Raw genomic sequence first — 18,698 nt, 5'->3', positions numbered from 1 at the left:
TTATGAAGACTACAGTATTATTCAGAATGATCGTTTTAGTTGCTATGGTATTTGCAGGAATCGCTAATACAACAGTGAAGGCACAGGGTAATAACTTCATTACTAATGAAGAAAAAGTAGATGATCTTGTAGTATCGAAAGTGATTTACAGACTCGATGGTTCTCTCTATCGCCACATGAAATATGATTTTACCTATGACGATCAGAAGAGAATGTCCTCCAAAGAAGCTTTCAAATGGGATGCTTCTACTGAAAAATGGATACCGTACTTTAAAATTGATTATACTTATTCATCTAATGAAATCACTTTGGTATATGCACGCTGGAATGACTCTCACAGAGCTTACGACGCATCTGTTGAAAAGAGCGTTTATGAACTGAACGACGCTAATATGCCGGTTGCTTATATGAACTATAAATGGAATGATAAATGGATTGAAGAATCCGCTGCTAGCTGGGCTATGAATGTATCTACTCCGGCAACTAATGAAGCAACTCTGCTGACTGCCAGCAGATAAAAATAAATCGGAGTTGTGAAACTCCTTCTCTCTCTTTTAATTTAATTACATTAAAAACGGTGGATTTCCTTATGGGATAATCCACCGTTCTGTTTTTCTAATGAACAGTTACGATTAGCTTTTGTAACTCTTCAATATCTATTTAACGAGTGGTAGATATTCTCCATAACCTTCCTCTTTCATTTTATCTTTCGGGATAAAACGAAGTGAAGCGCTATTGATGCAATAGCGTAATCCACCTTTCTCTTTCGGCCCATCTGTGAATACGTGTCCCAAATGAGCATCTCCGGTTTTACTGCGTACTTCCGTACGTATCATGCCGTGCGAAGTATCTTTCTTTTCTGCGATTAGATCTTTTTGAATCGGTTGGGAAAAGCTTGGCCACCCGCAACCTGAATCAAACTTGTCGGTAGAGACAAACAGAGGTTCTCCGGTAGTAATATCCACATAAATGCCGGGACGATGCTCATTCCAGTATTTATTGTGGAAAGCAGGTTCAGTGGCATTCTTTTGGGTTACGGCATATTGTTCCGCCGACAATTCCTTACGAAGGGTTGCATCATCCGCTTTTTGATACGCTTTAGCTTTCGGCGCATTCGCTTTGCGTGCCATTTCGAATAAAGCGGGATTGATATGGCAGTATCCACCCGGATTTTTATCCAGATAGTCCTGGTGGTAAGTCTCTGCCGGATAGAAATTTGTCAATGGCTTTACTTCTAGGACGATAGGAGTTTTATATTGCGCGGATAATAGTTGAATCGCCTGCTTGATGACAGGGAGATCTTCTTTATCTACATAATAAATTCCGGTTCTATACTGCGTTCCCCGGTCATTACCTTGCCGGTTGAGGCTGGTAGGATCGATTGTCTTGAAATATAGATCGAGCAGTAAATTCAAATCTACCGTTTTCGGATCATAAACCACCTTTACTGTTTCGGCAGCATTGGTTTTTCCTGAACAGACCTGTTCATAACTCGGATTGGCAACATTACTGTTGGCATACCCTACCTGAGTATTTTCTACTCCTCGAATTTGTTTCAGGAAATGTTCTGTCCCCCAGAAACATCCTCCCGCAAAATAGATTTCTGCTTGATTCTTCATTGGTTTAGCAACTCCTAAAAATGTATTACTAATCATTACAATCACTAGGACGATAAAATACTTCATATCCGTTAGTTCTTTCTATAATAACGAATGAACCAACGGATATGTTTTAAGGAACTACTATACTAAACTCAACTTTATCTTTTTTCATTCAATGACCTGTCCTTTGTAGAAATCCAGAATTTTAGTCCGGAACAGGTAGTCATATTTTGCCTGCAACTTATCCGAAAGAGCTTTCGTCAGATTAAGTTTGGCTTCATTGTATTCCACAAAGGTAGCCTTGCCGTTATTGAACTTCTCACTCATCAGGCGGAAAGATTCTTCGTTGGCTTTTACTGCCACTTCACTGGAGTTGTATTTACTTTCTGCTGCCAGAGCATTGTACCAGGCTTGCTGAATTTCTTTATAGAGTATTTTTTTACTGTTATCCAACTTCAAGGATAAATCTATTTGTTGCAAACGAGCGGTGCGTACCCGGTTTCTTGTGGCAAAACGGTTGAAGATTGGCACGCTCAAATTAAATCCTATATATTTATTCAGATTGTTTTTCATCTGACTGCCGAAGCTGCTCTCTGATCTTCCGCTAACCGTATAATAATTACTTCCCAGACCGGCACTGAAAGAGAGTTGTGGATAAAACGCACTTTGGGCAATACGAATACTATTAAGACTACCTTGTAAACGATATTCTGCAGCCTTAATGCTTGGTTTGTAAGTAAGCGCCTGTGTATATATGTCATCCGGCGGAGTGAGAGATTCGAACTCTAATTCTTCCTTAGGGCTTTCGAGTACAAATCCTTCAGGCGTGGGTAATTCCAAGAGTTGGGTGAGATCCAGTAAGGACAGTTTGTACGTATTGTCTGATTGTACAGCAGTCATTTCATCCTGTGCAACACGGGCTTGTGCTTCGGCCACTTCAGAAGAGGATGCCTTACCCACTCCCTGAAGACCTTGAATACGTTTTAACTGGTCTTTGCTTAAATCGACCTGATTATGAGCAATCTTACTTAATTCTTGATTGAATAAAACCTGTAAATAAGCCGAAGTGACATTGATTGCAATATCCTCTCTGGCTTTATTCAAATCTTCTATAGCAGCTTTTAAATCCAGTTTGGCAAGTGAATATTGGTTGGACAATTGCAAACCGGTAAATATAGGTACGTTTGTTCCCAAGCTGAAACTGGTATTGGCGCTGTTGATGTCACTATACGAGTTGTCTATCGGAGAAGCGGTACGACCCCAACTCCAGTTTTGGCTGGCACTACTGCTCAGATTCGGAAGGCGTGCCCATTTAGTAGTGTTTACACTCACTTTGCCTGCTTCGACATTATTGGCCGATTGACGGATTTCTATATTATGTTCAATGGCATAGTCGATACATTGCCGCAGCGTCCACGCTTGCGAAGAGTTGTTCTGTGCCTGGATGGAGGTGATTCCGACTCCGGCAAGCAGAATGGCTGATATGGTTTTACGAATTATTTTCATCGGATTCAATTATTTATCTTTTTTCTCTGCACCACGTATTTTGTCCTGAATGGTTACCCCTTTCTTGATTTCTATCTTGATTCCATCACTCATACCGGCAGTCACCTGTGTACGCTGGAACTTTTGTTCGGGCACTGAATCTGTCATGATGTACACAAATGTAGAGTCACCACTAAATTCAACAGTGCTTTCGGGCACTGCCAATACCTGATTGGCTTTTTGTAATACGATTTCCGCATTAGCCGAATATCCGGAACGAATCTGAACAGAATCCGGAATGGTAATCGCAGCCTTGATTTCAAACTGGTTGGCTCCATTGGTTTCCACCCCTTTCGGAGAGATATATTCCAGAATGGCATTGAAAGTCAGATTCTGTAAGGCTCCGATGGTCAGCTTGATTGGCATTTGTTCGTGGATACGTCCCACTTCTGTTTCATCAATATTGCCGCGGAAAATCATATCGTTCATGTTGGCTACCGTAGCAATCGTGGTTCCATCATTGAACGTATTACTCATAATCACCGAATTACCAGCTTTTACAGGTACGTCCAGGATTAACCCGTCAATGGTAGAGCGAATCATCGTGCTACTGAAAGAGGCACTGTTTTTGGTAATTCCTTCTTTTACGATTTCCAGATTGTCTTTGGCCGTCTGTCTCTCTTCGCGAGCCTGTTTCAAAGCCACTTCACTTTTCTCGTATTCCTCCCGGCTAATTAACTGACCGTCATACAACTTCTTCACACGGGCGAAATCCGTTTCTGCCTGGGTTGCATTAATTTCTGCCAGGCGCACACGGCTTTCTGCAGAATTCAGTTGTCCGAGTTCAGGGATTACTTTTACTTTGGCAATAACTTCCCCTTTTCTTACAGCTTGTCCGGCTTCTTTATATACTTCGTCGATAATACCCGAAATTTGCGGTTTGATTAAAATTTCGTCTCTCGGTTCCACTTTTCCGGTAGCTACTGTAGTTTTTTGGAGGTCAGTCATTTCCGGTCTAACTGTTTCGTAAGTGATTACCTTAGGCTTGGATTTCTGATAAAGGAATACGAATGTTCCGACAAGAATGATAGCAATGACTACCAATAATGTGATTTTCAGATACTTTTTCATGATTTTATTTATGATTTTATTATTTACGATTGATGATTGAAATCTCTACGTCTCTAAACAATTGAACAACACCCGCTCTACAATGATTTCTCAATCGTAAATCGTAAATTGTCCAATCGTCCAATCTCCTTATTCATCCCGGATTGCTTCAATCGGTTTGATAGCCATGGCCCGGTAAGCAGGTGCCAGACCTGCCAACATGCCCAGTGCAATCAGAAGCGCACAAGTGCCGATTGCCAGTCCGAAAGTAACTTGAAAACGGACATCCCCTCCGTCAGCATTTGCTCCCATCTCAACCAGTTGCAATACCATGACGGCAAAGGAAATTCCACACATTCCCGCAATGGTAGTAAGTACCATACTTTCCGATAGAATTTGCTGCAGGATATCTTTCGGTCGTGCGCCGATCGCCCGGCGGATACCGATTTCGGTGGTACGTTCTTTGACGGTCACCATCATAATATTGGATACGCCGATGGCACCTGCCAGCAAAGTTCCCAATCCTACCATCCAAACCAGTATGTTGATACCGATAAACAAGTTATCGACCATAGAGAACATGGCTTCGGCATTCAGGCACATGACAGCTTGTTTGTCATCCGGAGAGATATAATGTGCGGCTTTAATGACCTGTTCCATTTTGGGTTGTACTTCAGACACTTTGACTCCATGCTTCGCGGTGAAACAGATCACATCGATTTGTCCTCCCATGTTGTAAGTCTGCTGCATCGTAGTGAAAGGAAGAGTGACGGCTTCCGACGCCCGCCCCTGTATATTCATGTCCCCTTCGGAAGAAGACATGCCAATCACTTGATAATAAATGCCATCTACTCTTACATATTTGCCACACGGGTCTTCTCCCGGTTTGAAAAGACTTTCATAAATTCGTTTTCCGATGACACATACTTTGCGCGCTTCCTTTATATCCACCTCATTGATGAATCTGCCGTATGCCATTTCCTGCGATTCAATGTGGAGATAATCCGGATACAGCCCTTTCACGCTACAATCATATTTCTTATCTTCATATACGGCTTTGGAACCCCAACGGGCTACGGACGGAGTAATGATCTCCACCTCTTTCACTTGGGAACGAAGACGGTCGATGTCGGTAGATTCCAGATTCCACCATCTCCCTTTGCGGAAGCCTTTGTAAGCCTCACCCGTTCTTTGCGAGGCAAGGAAACCGGAATTGGTGGCAAATCCTTCAAAGTTCTTTTTCATCATGTCCTCCAATCCTTGTCCGCCGCCGATGAGGGCGACGAGCATGAAGATTCCCCAGAAAACACCGAATGCAGTCAGCAGGCTTCTCGTCTTATTTCTTGTAATGGTGATGAGGATTTCCTCACACGTATCCATGTCTATTCTCATAGTCTTAATCTGCTCTAAGTGCTTCGATTGGCCGGATGCTGACTGCTTTTCGGGCAGGGAATAATCCGGCTAACGTACCAGCTATTATTAATGTGAGTGTAGCCTGTATGGCGATTCTTATATCTACTGTCGGGTTCAGGAAAACAGTTTCCGTCCACATTCCGGTATCCATTGTCTGATTGCCGAAGGCACTGTTCATCCATTCGGTCACTCCGATACCGGCTACCATGCCGATGTATCCGAATATGGTGGTGATGGTGACACTCTCTACGATAATCAACCAGAGAATGGAAAGCGGCTTGGCTCCCAAAGCCTTACGAATACCAAATTCGCGGGTACGTTCTTTTACGGTAATCAGCATAATGTTGGAAACTCCTACGATTCCGCTTAGCAATGTGAAGATACCGATTACCCAAATAGCAATACGTAGCATATTCGAGCCTTGCTGCTGTTGCAAATAGTTGGTAAAACGATTCCAGATCCAGATAGCGCTGTGGTCTGTCGGGTCAAAACGATGATTGGCTCCCAATACTTTGCGGTAATGGGCTTCAAAAGCCTCATTGGCCTCAATTGTTTCCAGATTTTTGGTAGTCATGACCAGGTTATTCAGCTTGTCTCCTTTGTTATAAATCGTTTGAAGAGTGGTAAAAGGAATGTATGCATCGCTGTCACCGCTATCTCCTTTATCATTGTAGAGACCTACTACCTGATAAACCACATTACCGGCATTGACAAACTGTCCGATTGGTTCGGTATGGGTTTTATCAAAAAGAATTTCTGCTGTCTTTTTATGGAGCACAATTACTTTCCGGCGCTCTTTAATATCAATCTCATTGATAAAACGTCCTTTGAAGAGTTTCACCACTTCTACCTCTGTATGGTTGGGATATACGCCGGAAAGGCTCAAACTGACGTATTCTTGCCCGAAGCTAAGATTTACATCTCCCTGCCATACGGTTGCTCCGGCCTTGATGACATGGTTCGGGAAATAATGACTGGTAGCATCCATGTCTTTATTGTCCAGTTGCACCCGTCTTCCTTCTTTCAGTCCGTCGTATGATTTGCTGGTCCATCCCGGAAAAATCTTGATGGAGTTCATGGCACGTTCGGAAGCCGATTGCTCGAATGCGTGGATCAGTCCGTTGCCTGCACCTAGCAGGACGATAAGCATAAAGATTCCCCATGCCACGGCAAATCCTGTGAGAAAAGTCCTAAGCTTGTTACGTTTGATGGTACTATATATTTCTTGCCAGATGTCAATCATGATAATGTTTGTATAGTGGTGGATTTTAGATTATTTCATGATACCGTCTTTTCCGAAAGGAGAAGCGTCATGGTCGATATTATCTTCAATACGTTCGATGATTCCATCTTTGATATGTATAATCTTGTCTGTCTGGTTGGCGACTCCACTTTCGTGGGTGACAACGACAATCGTCATTCCCTGTTTATGAAGATCTTTCAGAATCTGCATTACTTCTACAGAAGTTTTACTATCCAAAGCTCCTGTTGGCTCATCTGCCAGAATGATTTGTGGTTGAGTGATTAAAGCCCGTGCGATGGCCACACGTTGTTTCTGACCGCCACTCATTTCGTTCGGCATGTGATGCGCCCAGTCTTTTAAACCCAGGCGGTCGAGATATTCCAATGCAAGTGCATTCCGTTTTTTGCGACTTATTCCTTGATAGAATAAAGGAAGTGCTACATTCTCTACGGCATTTTTAAAGGAAATCAGATTGAATGACTGGAAGATAAATCCGATCATACGGTTGCGATATTCGGCAGCTTTGGTCTCGCTCAAGTTCTTGATGAGTACGTTGTTCAGATAATAATCTCCGGTATCGTAGTTGTCGAGGATTCCCAATATGTTGAGTAAAGTTGATTTTCCAGACCCGGATGCTCCCATGATAGAAACAAATTCTCCCTGTTCGATATTGAGATTGATACCTTTAAGTACATGGAGAGGCGCTCCGTTGTTGTAGGTCTTGTTGATATTCGTTAGTTGTATCACAATTTTCTTTATTTAGTTTCTGTTTTCTGATAATTTTCTACTATTAGACGTGTGAAAGATACGAAAAGTTGCAAACAGGTTGAACTTTTTTCAAAAAACATTTTGTAGACTCAATCTTCTTTACGTAATTTGTGTGCAGTAAACTTAATGATTAACTAACCCTTTTAAATAGAAGTATCATGAATTCAAACATGGAAAAACCCTACGTAGTAGGTATTGACATAGGCGGAACGAATACCGTCTTTGGAATTGTAGACGCACGCGGAACTATTATTGCCAGCAGTTCAATCAAAACATCCGGTTACCCTACAGTGGAAGAATACGCTGATGAAGTGTGTAAAAGTCTGCTTCCATTGATTATTGCTAATGGTGGTGTTGATAAAATCAGAGGTATCGGTATCGGTGCTCCGAATGGTAACTACTATACGGGAACGATTGAATTTGCTCCGAACCTGCCTTGGAAGGGAATTCTTCCGTTGGCAGCCATGTTTGAGGAAAGACTGGGTATTCCCACTGCTTTGACAAACGACGCAAACGCTGCTGCTATCGGTGAAATGACTTACGGTGCTGCCCGTGGTATGAAAGACTTTATCATGATTACACTGGGTACTGGTGTGGGTAGCGGTATCGTTATCAACGGTCAGATGGTGTATGGTCATGACGGTTTTGCTGGTGAATTGGGACACGTTATCGCCCGTCGCGATGGTCGTCTTTGCGGTTGCGGTCGTAAGGGATGTCTGGAAACCTACTGCTCGGCTACCGGTGTAGCTCGTACAGCCCGCGAATTCCTCGCTGCCCGTACGGATGCTAGCTTGCTTCGTAACATTCCTGCAGAAAACATCACTTCAAAAGATGTGTATGATGCAGCTGTACAAGGTGATAAACTGGCACAGGAAATCTTTAGCTTTACAGGTAACATCTTGGGTGAAGCACTGGCAGATGCTATTGCATTCTCCAGCCCTGAAGCAATTGTATTGTTCGGTGGTTTGGCTAAGTCCGGTGACTATATCATGAAACCAATTCAGAAATCAATTGATGATAATATTCTGAATATCTATAAAGGCAAGACTAAATTGCTCGTTTCCGAATTGAAGGATTCTGATGCTGCTGTATTGGGCGCCAGTGCATTGGCTTGGGAACTGAAAGATTTGAAAGAATAACATTTCATTATTATAATAAAGGTAATGAAGCCTCGGGAGTTTATGACTTTCGGGGCTTTGTTTTATTTGGTCCTTTCTGACGTATACGGGTTATTCAGACAAAGGGTTATTCTCACCGTAGTGAGAAAATATTCTCATACCTATGAGAAATTATTCTCATTGCAATGAGTATTTTTTCTCATAGGTATGAGAATGTTTGAGAAAATGCACAATAAAAAAGGGAACCTCATAATGAAGTTCCCTTTTTTATTTCGAATCGAAAAGTTCGGCTTATCCGTTAACTCTTTTTTCTTTGATTCTAGCTTTCTTACCAGTAAGAGCGCGCAGGTAGTACAATTTAGCGCGACGAACTTTACCTACCTTGTTCACTTCGATGCTATCGATAGCCGGTGATTCGATTGGGAAAATTCTTTCTACGCCTATAGTTCCTGACATTTTACGTACAGTAAAACGTTTTTTGTCTCCGTGACCGGCGATTTTGATAACAACACCACGGTACAACTGTACACGTTCTTTGTTACCTTCAATAATACGATATGCTACTGTTACAGTGTCTCCTGCTTTGAAGCTCGGGTGCTGTTTTCCGGTAGCGAATGCTTCTTCTGCAATTTTAATTAAATCCATTGTTGTTATTATTAAATTGTTTCATCGTTACAACGCAACATACCAAGTATCTCTTCTCTTGACAGCGATTGCGCGAAAGCGGTGCAAAGTAACGAATTATTTGCCAGATAGCCAAATGTTTTTGTATATTTGTAGCATATCTAAAAATAGCGAACATGAAACAGACTTATGCAAAGTATCTGATGGTGGCAGCGTTGACAGGAGGCTTCCTGTTTACTTCCTGCCGGACCGCACGCGAGACTACGGCTCAGTACGAAGTAACTAAAGTAGAGGGTAGCATGATAACGATTGATTCCGTTTGGAACACCCATCCCAACGCGAAAGCTGCCGAAATATTAAAGCCTTATAAGGAAAAGGTGGACGCGATGATGTATGAAGTCATCGGTACCAGTGCGATGAAAATGGAAAAAGGAGCTCCTGAAAGCTTGCTTTCCAACCTTGTTGCAGGTGTTTTACAACAAGCAGCGGTTCAGGTGTTGGGGAAACCTGCCGATATGGGATTGGTAAACATGGGCGGCTTGCGAAATATTTTGCCTGCAGGAGATATCACAGTGGGAGATGTTTTTGAAATTCTTCCTTTTGAGAACTCCCTTTGCGTGCTGACTATGAAAGGGACGGACTTGAGACGTCTTTTTGAAGCGATTGCATCTTTACATGGGGAAGGAGTGAGCGGTATCCGCCTTGAAATTACCAAAGATGGAAAGTTGCTGAACGCCTTTGTCGGTGAAAAGCCACTAAAGGATGACCTGCTTTACACGGTGGCTACTATCGACTATCTGGCAGATGGAAACGGACGGATGGATGCTTTTCTGCAGGCAGAAAAGAGAGTATGCCCTGAAAATGCAACCTTGCGCGGACTATTTCTTGATTATGTACGCAAACAGACTGCCGAAGGCAAAGCGGTTACCTCCAAACTGGATGGACGTATTACCATAAAATAAAAAGGAGAATCTAAAAATATATTGAATATGAAAAGATTTCAGATATTATTCCTGTTATGTCTTGCATTGGGCTTTACTTTCTCAATCTTTGCGCAAGATAAGGATACCAAAGAAGTGATTATTTTACAAACAAGCGATGTGCATAGCCGTATCGAACCTGTCAACCAGAAGGGGGACGAATACTATAACAAAGGCGGTTTTCTTCGTCGGGCTGCTTTTCTCGAACAATTCCGCAAGGAGCATAAGAATGTGCTGCTTTTCGACTGCGGAGATATTTCGCAGGGAACACCTTATTATAATATGTTCCGCGGAGAAGTGGAAGTTAAACTAATGAATGAAATGGGTTATGATGCTATGACTATCGGTAACCATGAGTTTGATTTCGATGTGGATAATATGGAACGCATTTTCAAGATGGCTAATTTCCCGGTTGTTTGTGCCAACTATAATCTGGATGCTACGGTATTGAAAGATATAGTTAAACCCTACGTCGTTCTTGAGAAATATGGTTTGAGAATTGGTGTGTTTGGCCTTGGAACCCAACCGGAAGGGATGATCCAGGCTAATAAATGCGAAGGAGTCGTTTATGAAGATCCTATCCGCGTATCCAACGAAATTGCTGCTTTGTTGAAAGACGAAGAAGGTTGTGATTTGGTAGTATGCCTGTCTCATCTGGGCATTCAAATGGATGAACATCTGGTTGCCGGGACATGCAATATCGACGTGATTCTGGGCGGGCACTCTCATACATTTATGAAAGGCCCCAAAACATACTTGAATATGGACGGAAAAGAGGTGCCTGTTATGCACACGGGAAAAAATGGTGTTCGTGTAGGCCGTCTCGATTTGACTTTGAAACATAAATGAAGATAATCCCCTCAATAGTAACTTTTTTATTCTTTATCGCAGCCGGTACGGTTTCAAGTCCGGCGCAAAATGCTACAACCGTTGAACCTCTGCTGGTGTATAAAGCCCTTCAGGACAAGGACTGCCGGCATTGGGTTGATTCGGTTATGGATAAGCTTTCCTTTAAAGAAAAGGTAGGGCAGTTGTTCATCTATACCATTGCCCCGGTAGATACCAAACGAAACCTGGAACTGTTGCGCGAAGTGATCGACACCTATAAAGTGGGCGGACTTCTCTTTTCCGGTGGGAAGATGCAAAATCAGGTTGAACTGACAAACCGGGCGCAACGGCAGGCTAAAGTCCCTTTGATGATTACCTTTGATGGAGAATGGGGACTGGCTATGCGTTTGCGTGGTATGCCTGTTTTTCCACGGAATATGGTATTGGGATGTATCCGTGACAACAAGCTGCTCTATGAATACGGGCGTGAAGTTGCCCGTCAATGCCGGCAGATTGGAGTACAGGTCAACTTTGCTCCGGTGGCGGACGTGAATATAAATCCTAAAAATCCCGTTATCAATACCCGTTCTTTTGGAGAAGATCCGATACAGGTGGCTGACAAGGTAATCGCTTATGCTTCCGGTTTGGAAAGCGGAGGGGTTTTATCTGTGTGCAAACACTTTCCCGGACATGGAGATACCGATGTCGATTCGCATAAGGCGCTTCCGGTACTTCCTTTCACTCGTGAACGTCTGGACAGTGTGGAACTTTATCCATTTAAAGAAGCCATCCGTGCCGGATTGGGCGGTATGATGGTAGGACATTTGCAAGTTCCGGTGATAGAACCGATTGGTGGACTTCCGTCTTCCTTGTCCCGCAATGTAGTATACGATTTGCTGACAGATGAACTGGCGTTCAAAGGACTGATATTTACCGATGCGCTTGCCATGAAAGGAGTGGCGGGAAATGGAAATGTCAGTTTGCAGGCTTTGAAAGCTGGTAATGACATGGTGTTGTCTCCCCGAAACTTGAAGGAAGAGATACCGGCCGTACTGGAAGCCATTGAAAAAGGTGAGTTGACCCGCGAAGATATTGAAAGCAAATGCCGTAAGGTCTTGACTTATAAATATGTGTTGGGGCTCAAGAAAAAGTCGTATGTACAATTGTCCGGCTTGGAACAACGGATCAACAGTCCGCAAACGCGTGATTTGGTTCGTCGGTTGAATTTAGCGGCAATAACAGTTCTGAACAACAAGAATCATATTCTCCCTCTGCATACAGACAAAGAGCAGACGATTGCATTGCTCGAGGTAGGAGATCCCGGAGAAACTGATGCGTTGGCGAAACAACTTTCCCGCTATACGTCTTTGGCTCGTTTTTCCCTTCGTGCCAATCAACCGGAAGGGGTAAATCAGCGGTTGCGTGATTCTCTGTCTGCTTATAAACGGATCATTGTAGCTGTCAGCGAACAGCGGCTGGCTTCTTATCAGTCTTTTTTTGCGAAATTTGTTCCTGAAAGCCCGGTCATTTATCTGTTTTTTACTCCCGGGAAGATGATGTTGCAGATTCAGCGGGCGGTGGCTCATGCTTCGGCGGTGGTGCTGGGACATAGTTATAATAGTGACGTGCAGCGTCAGGTGGCAGATGTGTTATTTGCCAAGGCATCCGCAGACGGGCAGCTGTCGGCAAGTTTGGGAGAGCTGTTCCCGGCGGGAGCAGGAGTGACCATTACTCCCAAAACACCGTTGCATTTCGTTCCGGAAGAATACGGGCTTTCCTCTGTTCATCTTAAACGGATTGATTCCATTGCATTGGATGGTATTCGTCAGGGAGCCTATCCCGGTTGCCAGGTGGTGGTGCTGAAAAACGGTCATATTATGTTCGACAAGGCTTTCGGTACTTATACGGGCAAAGGAAGTTCTCGTGTCGAATCTACGAATATTTACGATCTGGCTTCCCTTTCAAAAACGACGGGCACCTTGCTTGCCATTATGAAACTCTACGATAAGGGACGTTTTAATCTGACAGATAAGATTTCGGATCATTTGCCGTTCTTGCAACGTACTGATAAGAAAGATATAACGATTCAGGAAATTCTGTATCATCAATCCGGTTTACCCTCCTGGATTCCTTTCTACCAGGAAGCTATTGACAAGGATAGCTATGATGGAAGGTTATTCAGTGCACGAAAAGATGCACACCATCCGTTACAGTTGGGGACCACCTCATGGGCGAATCCGAAATTCAAGTTCAAGAGTGAATATGTCTCTTCCGTTAAAACCGGTGATTATATTGTTCAGATCTGTGACAGCTTGTGGTTAAACCGTTCTTTCCGGAAGGTGATAGAAGAGAAAATAGCAGAAGCTCCGTTAAAGCAGAAACGCTATGTATATAGTGATGTAGGATTTATATTGTTGGGAATGTTGGTGGAACAACTGGCCGGTATGTCTATGGAAGCCTATTTGCAACGTGAGTTTTATGAACCGATGGGGTTGGAGCATACTGGTTATTTGCCTTTACGCCGTTTTGCCAAGTCGGAAATTGTTCCTTCTAATAAAGACCGTTTCTTGCGTAAAGAAATTTTGCAGGGATTTGTGCATGATGAGGCTTCCGCTTTCTTTGGCGGATTGGCCGGAAATGCCGGACTTTTCTCTACTGCCCGTGATGTAGCCCGCGTTTATCAGATGTTGCTGAATGGAGGGGAAATAGACGGTCAACGCTATCTGAGTAAGGAAACCTGTCAGTTGTTTACTACTGAAACATCGAAGATCAGCCGGCGTGGTTTAGGCTTTGACAAGCCCGATGCAGATGATCCGAAGAAAGGGAATTGTGCTCCTGCCGCACCTGCCGAAGTGTATGGCCATACCGGATTTACCGGTACATGTGCATGGGTGGACCCGGTGAATGAACTGGTTTATGTATTCCTTAGCAACCGGATTTATCCGGACGTAACGAACCGCAAATTGAACCAGCTGCACATTCGTGAGCGAATACAGGGAGCTATTTATGATGCGATGAAGAAAAAATAAAAAAAGAAAGGTAAAAGGTGCCTATATTAAAAGCTACCTTTTACCTTTTTTATTATTAACGTAATATTCTGATAGTTGCAGTTCTTTTTAGAACGATACACCCAAGCGGAAACCGAAGTTACTCAATCCGTCTACACTGTAATGCAGTACGTCAGCCTTGTTGGTACCATAGCTGTAGTACAAAGCAAAGTGCAAGCCCGGTCCGTAAACCCATGGGAATACATTGATACCTACTTCAGGAGAAGCGTAGAATCCCCAGCTGTTTTCTCTTGCTTCCAGCATATTGAAGTTAGAGCGGACTTTTGCATATTCAGCACCTAATTTAGCACTGACATAAGGTTGGAAAGACCCGCCACGATTCCACTGGTAACGTGCAGCAGCACCGAAAGGCAATTGGAAAATAGTATGCTGTTGGTCGGTAGTAACTTCACCGGCACCCATTTGGAAGGTTTCGCGGCCTACATATTCGTGGTTGCTGTGATAGTTCAGGAAAAGACCCAAGCCAATGTTAGGAGTAACGAAATAACCACCTTCGAAGTTCATACCCCAACCGCTTGCTTTATCTGCAAAGTGATTACTTAATGGAGCGTTGAACTGCCAGTCGATATTTGCATATCCATTGTCTGATAGCTGTGCCTTAGCCGGCATGGCGAAGGCGATGGCAATAGCCGCCAAGGCTACTACCTTGAAGTATATATTTTTTCTTGTTTTCATAACAGTTGTAGTTGATTATTTGTTAGTAAGATAAGGTGACTGTGTAAATGATTGGTTGACAGCTTCTACTGCAAGAGTACGGTTGATAGCTTTGGAACCAGTTTCAAATCCGGTCAGATAACTTGTCCATACAACAGGCAGTTTTTTACTGTCTCCCTGTTCGGCTTTCAAGTTCACCATTTCTGTCAGGAAGGAGTTGGTGCTATAACTATAAGTTACAGCGTACGGGTAGTACCATCCACCACCCCAGTTGCCACCCCAGTAGCCAGGTCCCCAGTATCCGGGATAACCCCACCACCATTCAGGTTGTGTGTAGCTGGTGAAATAATAAGTACTTGCGATGTAGCTCACTTGGATACCAAGATCTGCACTTTCTTGGTCTGCTGCTGCTTCGTAGCCTCTGGCTACCATATTGTCTGTATAAGCAGCCAGAATTTGTTCTGCGCCTTCACCTTCGAGATATTCCGGTTCTTTACTGTCACTAATCACCAGAATCTGGGGTGCCAGATAGAATGTAGGAACTTTGAAATCGGCTTTCTTGTCATAGTTAGTGTATACCAGATAATTGTCATCCAGCTTACCCATGTCCGGGTCTTTTTCACATGAAGCGAGTGCAAAGACCGCCAATAAAATAGGAATTAATTTCTTCATATCTTTTATAATGTTTAGGTTATATAAAAATCGCGCCCAGGTACCTTGGGCTTTTGATAGAAACAACAAGAAAGGTGGAAAAAGGTTCAGATGGAAATTTCTTTTGCCGGAAAATTAACATATATCTTTTGCCCTGTTTAAAGAGAAACGGTGAGCACTCTGCCCCATTATCAGGGAGTTTGCTCACCGTTCATTATTTACAGATAATTGTTTGAAAATCCGTTTATTTAAACAGGGGTTTAAGTAGATCGGGTATCTCTACCTTATCAAGTTCCAGTTCATTTACTCGCTGCTTGCCCGTATGGGTCAGGTGGAAGTACATCTGTCTCCGGTCTTCGCTTCCGAGCGACCGGACGATCAGTCCTTTTTCCTCCAGTATTCGCAGCATTTTAGATGTGTGTGAGGGGCTTAGCTCGGTTTGCTTGGACAGGTTGGTAGCCGTCACTTTCTCCGATGCCTCTTTGAGGGCACACAATATCATTGCTTCATTTAGCGTTATCTGGTACATTTTTTCAAATGCTGTTTCAAAGTTTCCCATTGCTTTGAATACATCACGCATTGCACATATTGTTTTCATACCTTATTTGAATATTTTATTAGTTCATTTTTTAAATAAATAGATTAACGTTTGCGTTATCCGCCCGTTCCATATACGTTGCTACACCGCCAATGGTCACCTCGTCCAGGAGTTCTTCTTGTTTGACTCCCATCACATCCATTGACATCTGGCAAGCGATAAATTCCACACCGTTTTCCAGAGCTTGCTGGCGCAAAGATTCCAGTGAATCAATCCCTTTTTTGTTCATGATATACCGCATCATTTTTCCGCCTATTCCGCCCATGCTCATCTTAGAAAGTTTCAGTTTCTTGGAGCTGGAAGGCAGCATCATACCAAACATTTTTCCGAAAATATCCTTTTCGGTTTCCGGTTTGTGCAACTTCTTGATAACGTTCAGTCCCCAGAAAGTGAAGAAGATGGTGACTTTTTGTCCCGTAGCTGCTGCGCCGTTTGCCAGTACAAAAGTAGCCAAGGCTTTGTCCAAATCATCACTAAACATGATGAAGGTTTTTCCTTTGCCCTCACATGAAGTAACAATATTGCACGATTTTGGTTCTCCTTTTTCTATTACAACAATAGATTTTCCTCCGGAGGTATCTTTCGAAATCAATTGATTACCCGTCGAACTGCACCATGCGGCGGCGTCGCGCGGAAAGCCTGGATCGGTTGAGGTGATTTCCACCCGTTCGCCTGAAACCAGTGTATCCATTGTTTTCTTCATTTTCAGAATCGGACCGGGACACTGTAACCCGCAGGCATCCACCCGGACTGTTTTGGCAGGGGTAGCAGCAGTGACGGGAGCCGTAGAAACGTTGGGTTGACTGGTTTGGGAAGCGGTTTCCTTTTGTATGGGTGATTCGTCCATTTCGTTTCCATTTTCTTCCCGTATGATGATGGGAGCAGTGGCAGCCCGATAAGTCTTTAATCCTCCCGAGAGATTACGTACCTTGTCAAATCCGTGTTGTGTCAGTATACAGTAAGCAAGATACCCCCGTAACCCGACTGCACAGAATGTATAAATCATTTTATCTTTCGGTAATTCTGCCAACCGGTCGCGAAGTTCATCCAACGGAATATTCACGGCACCCGGTAAGCTACCCAATGAAAATTCATCCGGGGTGCGGACATCCAACAGGAACTTATTTTCCATTTCAATGTCTCGCAATTCTCTCCAATACACAGGATTGTTTTTGCCTGTGATGATATCTTCAGTTACATATCCTGCCAGTGCTACCGGATCTTTGGCCGAAGAGAACGGAGGAGCATACGCTTGTTCCACTTTCATCAGATCGTAGATTGTTCCCTCGTGCTTGATGACAAGTGCGAGTTCGTCAATCCGTTTGTCCACCCCATCGTAACCAACGATTTGTCCGCCATACAATCTTCCTGTCTTTTTATCGAAAGTGATTTTAATGCTCATCGGCATGGCATCCGGATAGTAACCGGCATGGGAAGCGGGATGAATGGTAGACGACATATAGTCTATCTCTTCCTGACGCAGACGCTTGCCGGGTAAGCCGGTTGAAGCAACGGTCATGTCGAAAACCTTTGCGATTGAAGTACCGATAGAGCCTTCGTAAGGAATCTTTGCTCCGAGGACATTGTCCGCAACGATGCGTCCCTGACGGTTGGCGGGTCCGGCGAGATAGTTGAGCCAGGGTTTGCCCGTGATCGGGTGGCGGAACTCGATCGCGTCACCGATGGCATAAATAGACTCGTCAGAGGTTTGCAGGTAATCGTTTACAGCGATACCTCCTGCAGGACCGATAGTCAGTTCGGCAGCCCGTGCCAGATTGGTTTCCGGACGTACGCCGATAGATAGAATAACGATGTCGGCAGAGATTGACTGGCCATTCTTGAAAGTAACTTTCAATCCTCTTCCATCCCGGCTAAAAGAGGCGACAGCTTGCTCCAAATAGAGGTTTACTCCTTTATCCATCAGATGTTGATGGACAAGTGATGCCATCGAAAAATCAATAGGGGCCATCACTTGATTGCCCATTTCCACAATCGATACTTTCGCTCCCTGTGCATGTAAGTTTTCCGCCATTTCAAGGCCGATAAATCCGGCTCCTACGACAACGGCTTTTCGTGGGGCGTGGCTCTTGATATATTCTTTGATCCGATCTGTGTCGGTGACATTCCTTAGTGTGAAAATTCCACTTAGGTCGATTCCGGGAAGAGGGGGGCGTACCGGAGAGGCTCCGGTAGATATGACTAACTTATCATAGCTCTCTTCATAAGTATCTTCACTGCTTTGGCGGACAGTCACTGTCTTTCTTTTCCGGTCAATGAAAATCACTTCGTTTTCTGTGCGTACATCTACGTGAAAGCGTGTAGAAAAGGTTTCGGGCGTTTGCACGAACAATTTATCCCGTTCCTCTATCACTCCCCCTATATAATAGGGCAGGCCACAATTGGCGTATGATATGTACTTTCCTTTTTCTAAAAGGACAATTTCAGCTGTTTCATCTACTCGTCTGATTCGGGCAGCAGTGGTGGCTCCTCCTGCAACTCCCCCAATAATAATTATTTTCATCTGTTTATAGCGTAAATAGTTTCCTGTGGAAAGAAC

The 18,698-nt window shown here is 43.7% G+C and carries 16 protein-coding genes; 5 read left to right on the top strand and 11 right to left on the bottom strand.

Features of this window, described 5'->3' with window-relative positions; translation table 11 throughout:
- The first annotated feature begins 2 nt into the window (after window positions 1-2).
- Window positions 3-518, top strand: a complete 516-nt coding sequence (locus DWZ47_RS08310; protein ID WP_004306995.1) for a DUF3836 domain-containing protein — start codon at window positions 3-5, stop codon at window positions 516-518.
- Window positions 519-656: 138 nt separating this feature from the next.
- Here DWZ47_RS08310 and msrB read toward each other — a convergent pair whose 3' ends face one another.
- The 6 genes from msrB to DWZ47_RS08280 form a co-directional block, all read right to left on the bottom strand.
- The gene (gene msrB, locus DWZ47_RS08305) at window positions 657-1,685 is read right to left on the bottom strand and encodes a peptide-methionine (R)-S-oxide reductase MsrB (protein ID WP_117512781.1); all 1,029 of its coding nucleotides are present in this window, start codon (window positions 1,683-1,685) and stop codon (window positions 657-659) included.
- A gap of 84 nt (window positions 1,686-1,769) precedes the next feature.
- Entirely contained in the window at window positions 1,770-3,107 is a 1,338-nt protein-coding gene (locus DWZ47_RS08300) for a TolC family protein (RefSeq protein WP_117512838.1), read from the bottom strand.
- Between the two features lie 9 nt (window positions 3,108-3,116).
- Window positions 3,117-4,217, bottom strand: coding sequence for an efflux RND transporter periplasmic adaptor subunit (locus tag DWZ47_RS08295; RefSeq protein WP_004306998.1), 1,101 nt, complete (start codon window positions 4,215-4,217; stop codon window positions 3,117-3,119).
- A gap of 129 nt (window positions 4,218-4,346) precedes the next feature.
- Entirely contained in the window at window positions 4,347-5,588 is a 1,242-nt protein-coding gene (locus DWZ47_RS08290) for an ABC transporter permease (protein WP_117512779.1), read from the bottom strand.
- A gap of 4 nt (window positions 5,589-5,592) precedes the next feature.
- Entirely contained in the window at window positions 5,593-6,852 is a 1,260-nt protein-coding gene (locus DWZ47_RS08285) for an ABC transporter permease (protein WP_117512777.1), read from the bottom strand.
- 30 nt (window positions 6,853-6,882) lie between these two features.
- Entirely contained in the window at window positions 6,883-7,599 is a 717-nt protein-coding gene (locus DWZ47_RS08280) for an ABC transporter ATP-binding protein (protein ID WP_117512775.1), read from the bottom strand.
- Between the two features lie 179 nt (window positions 7,600-7,778).
- Here DWZ47_RS08280 and DWZ47_RS08275 point away from each other — a divergent pair, with 179 nt between their 5' ends.
- Window positions 7,779-8,759, top strand: coding sequence for an ROK family protein (locus DWZ47_RS08275; protein WP_117512773.1), 981 nt, complete (start codon window positions 7,779-7,781; stop codon window positions 8,757-8,759).
- A 270-nt stretch (window positions 8,760-9,029) separates the two neighbouring features.
- Here DWZ47_RS08275 and rplS read toward each other — a convergent pair whose 3' ends face one another.
- Entirely contained in the window at window positions 9,030-9,383 is a 354-nt protein-coding gene (gene rplS, locus DWZ47_RS08270; protein ID WP_008026232.1) for a 50S ribosomal protein L19, read from the bottom strand.
- A 155-nt stretch (window positions 9,384-9,538) separates the two neighbouring features.
- Between rplS and DWZ47_RS08265 the strand changes: the two genes are divergently transcribed.
- From DWZ47_RS08265 to DWZ47_RS08255, 3 genes are read left to right on the top strand one after another with little or no spacing between them, the layout of a single operon-like run.
- A complete protein-coding gene (locus DWZ47_RS08265) occupies window positions 9,539-10,324 on the top strand; it encodes a 5'-nucleotidase C-terminal domain-containing protein (protein WP_117512771.1) in 786 nt (261 codons plus the stop codon).
- Between the two features lie 27 nt (window positions 10,325-10,351).
- Entirely contained in the window at window positions 10,352-11,191 is an 840-nt protein-coding gene (locus DWZ47_RS08260) for a bifunctional metallophosphatase/5'-nucleotidase (RefSeq protein WP_117512769.1), read from the top strand.
- Entirely contained in the window at window positions 11,188-14,199 is a 3,012-nt protein-coding gene (locus DWZ47_RS08255; RefSeq protein WP_117512767.1) for a glycoside hydrolase family 3 N-terminal domain-containing protein, read from the top strand. Before DWZ47_RS08260 ends, DWZ47_RS08255 begins: the two co-directional genes overlap by 4 nt.
- Window positions 14,200-14,286: 87 nt before the next feature.
- On the opposite strand, the gene DWZ47_RS08250 is transcribed toward DWZ47_RS08255, so the two are convergent.
- The 4 genes from DWZ47_RS08250 to DWZ47_RS08235 all read right to left on the bottom strand — a co-directional run bounded on the left by DWZ47_RS08250 (window position 14,287) and on the right by DWZ47_RS08235 (window position 18,662).
- Complete coding sequence (locus DWZ47_RS08250) at window positions 14,287-14,913, bottom strand: porin family protein (RefSeq protein WP_004307005.1); 627 nt, start codon at window positions 14,911-14,913, stop codon at window positions 14,287-14,289.
- Window positions 14,914-14,928: 15 nt separating this feature from the next.
- Window positions 14,929-15,564, bottom strand: a complete 636-nt coding sequence (locus tag DWZ47_RS08245) for a DUF4136 domain-containing protein (RefSeq protein WP_004307006.1) — start codon at window positions 15,562-15,564, stop codon at window positions 14,929-14,931.
- Between the two features lie 223 nt (window positions 15,565-15,787).
- Entirely contained in the window at window positions 15,788-16,141 is a 354-nt protein-coding gene (locus tag DWZ47_RS08240) for a MarR family winged helix-turn-helix transcriptional regulator (protein ID WP_004296191.1), read from the bottom strand.
- Window positions 16,142-16,172: 31 nt separating this feature from the next.
- Window positions 16,173-18,662, bottom strand: coding sequence for an FAD-dependent oxidoreductase (locus DWZ47_RS08235; protein ID WP_117512836.1), 2,490 nt, complete (start codon window positions 18,660-18,662; stop codon window positions 16,173-16,175).
- Window positions 18,663-18,698: the final 36 nt, after the last annotated feature.

Origin of the sequence: Bacteroides sp. AF32-8BH, assembly GCF_003435205.1 — a bacterium.
GTDB lineage: Bacteria > Bacteroidota > Bacteroidia > Bacteroidales > Bacteroidaceae > Bacteroides > Bacteroides ovatus.
The sequence above is the reverse complement of the archived record's forward strand: the minus strand, read 5'-3'. Positions and strand labels throughout refer to the sequence as shown.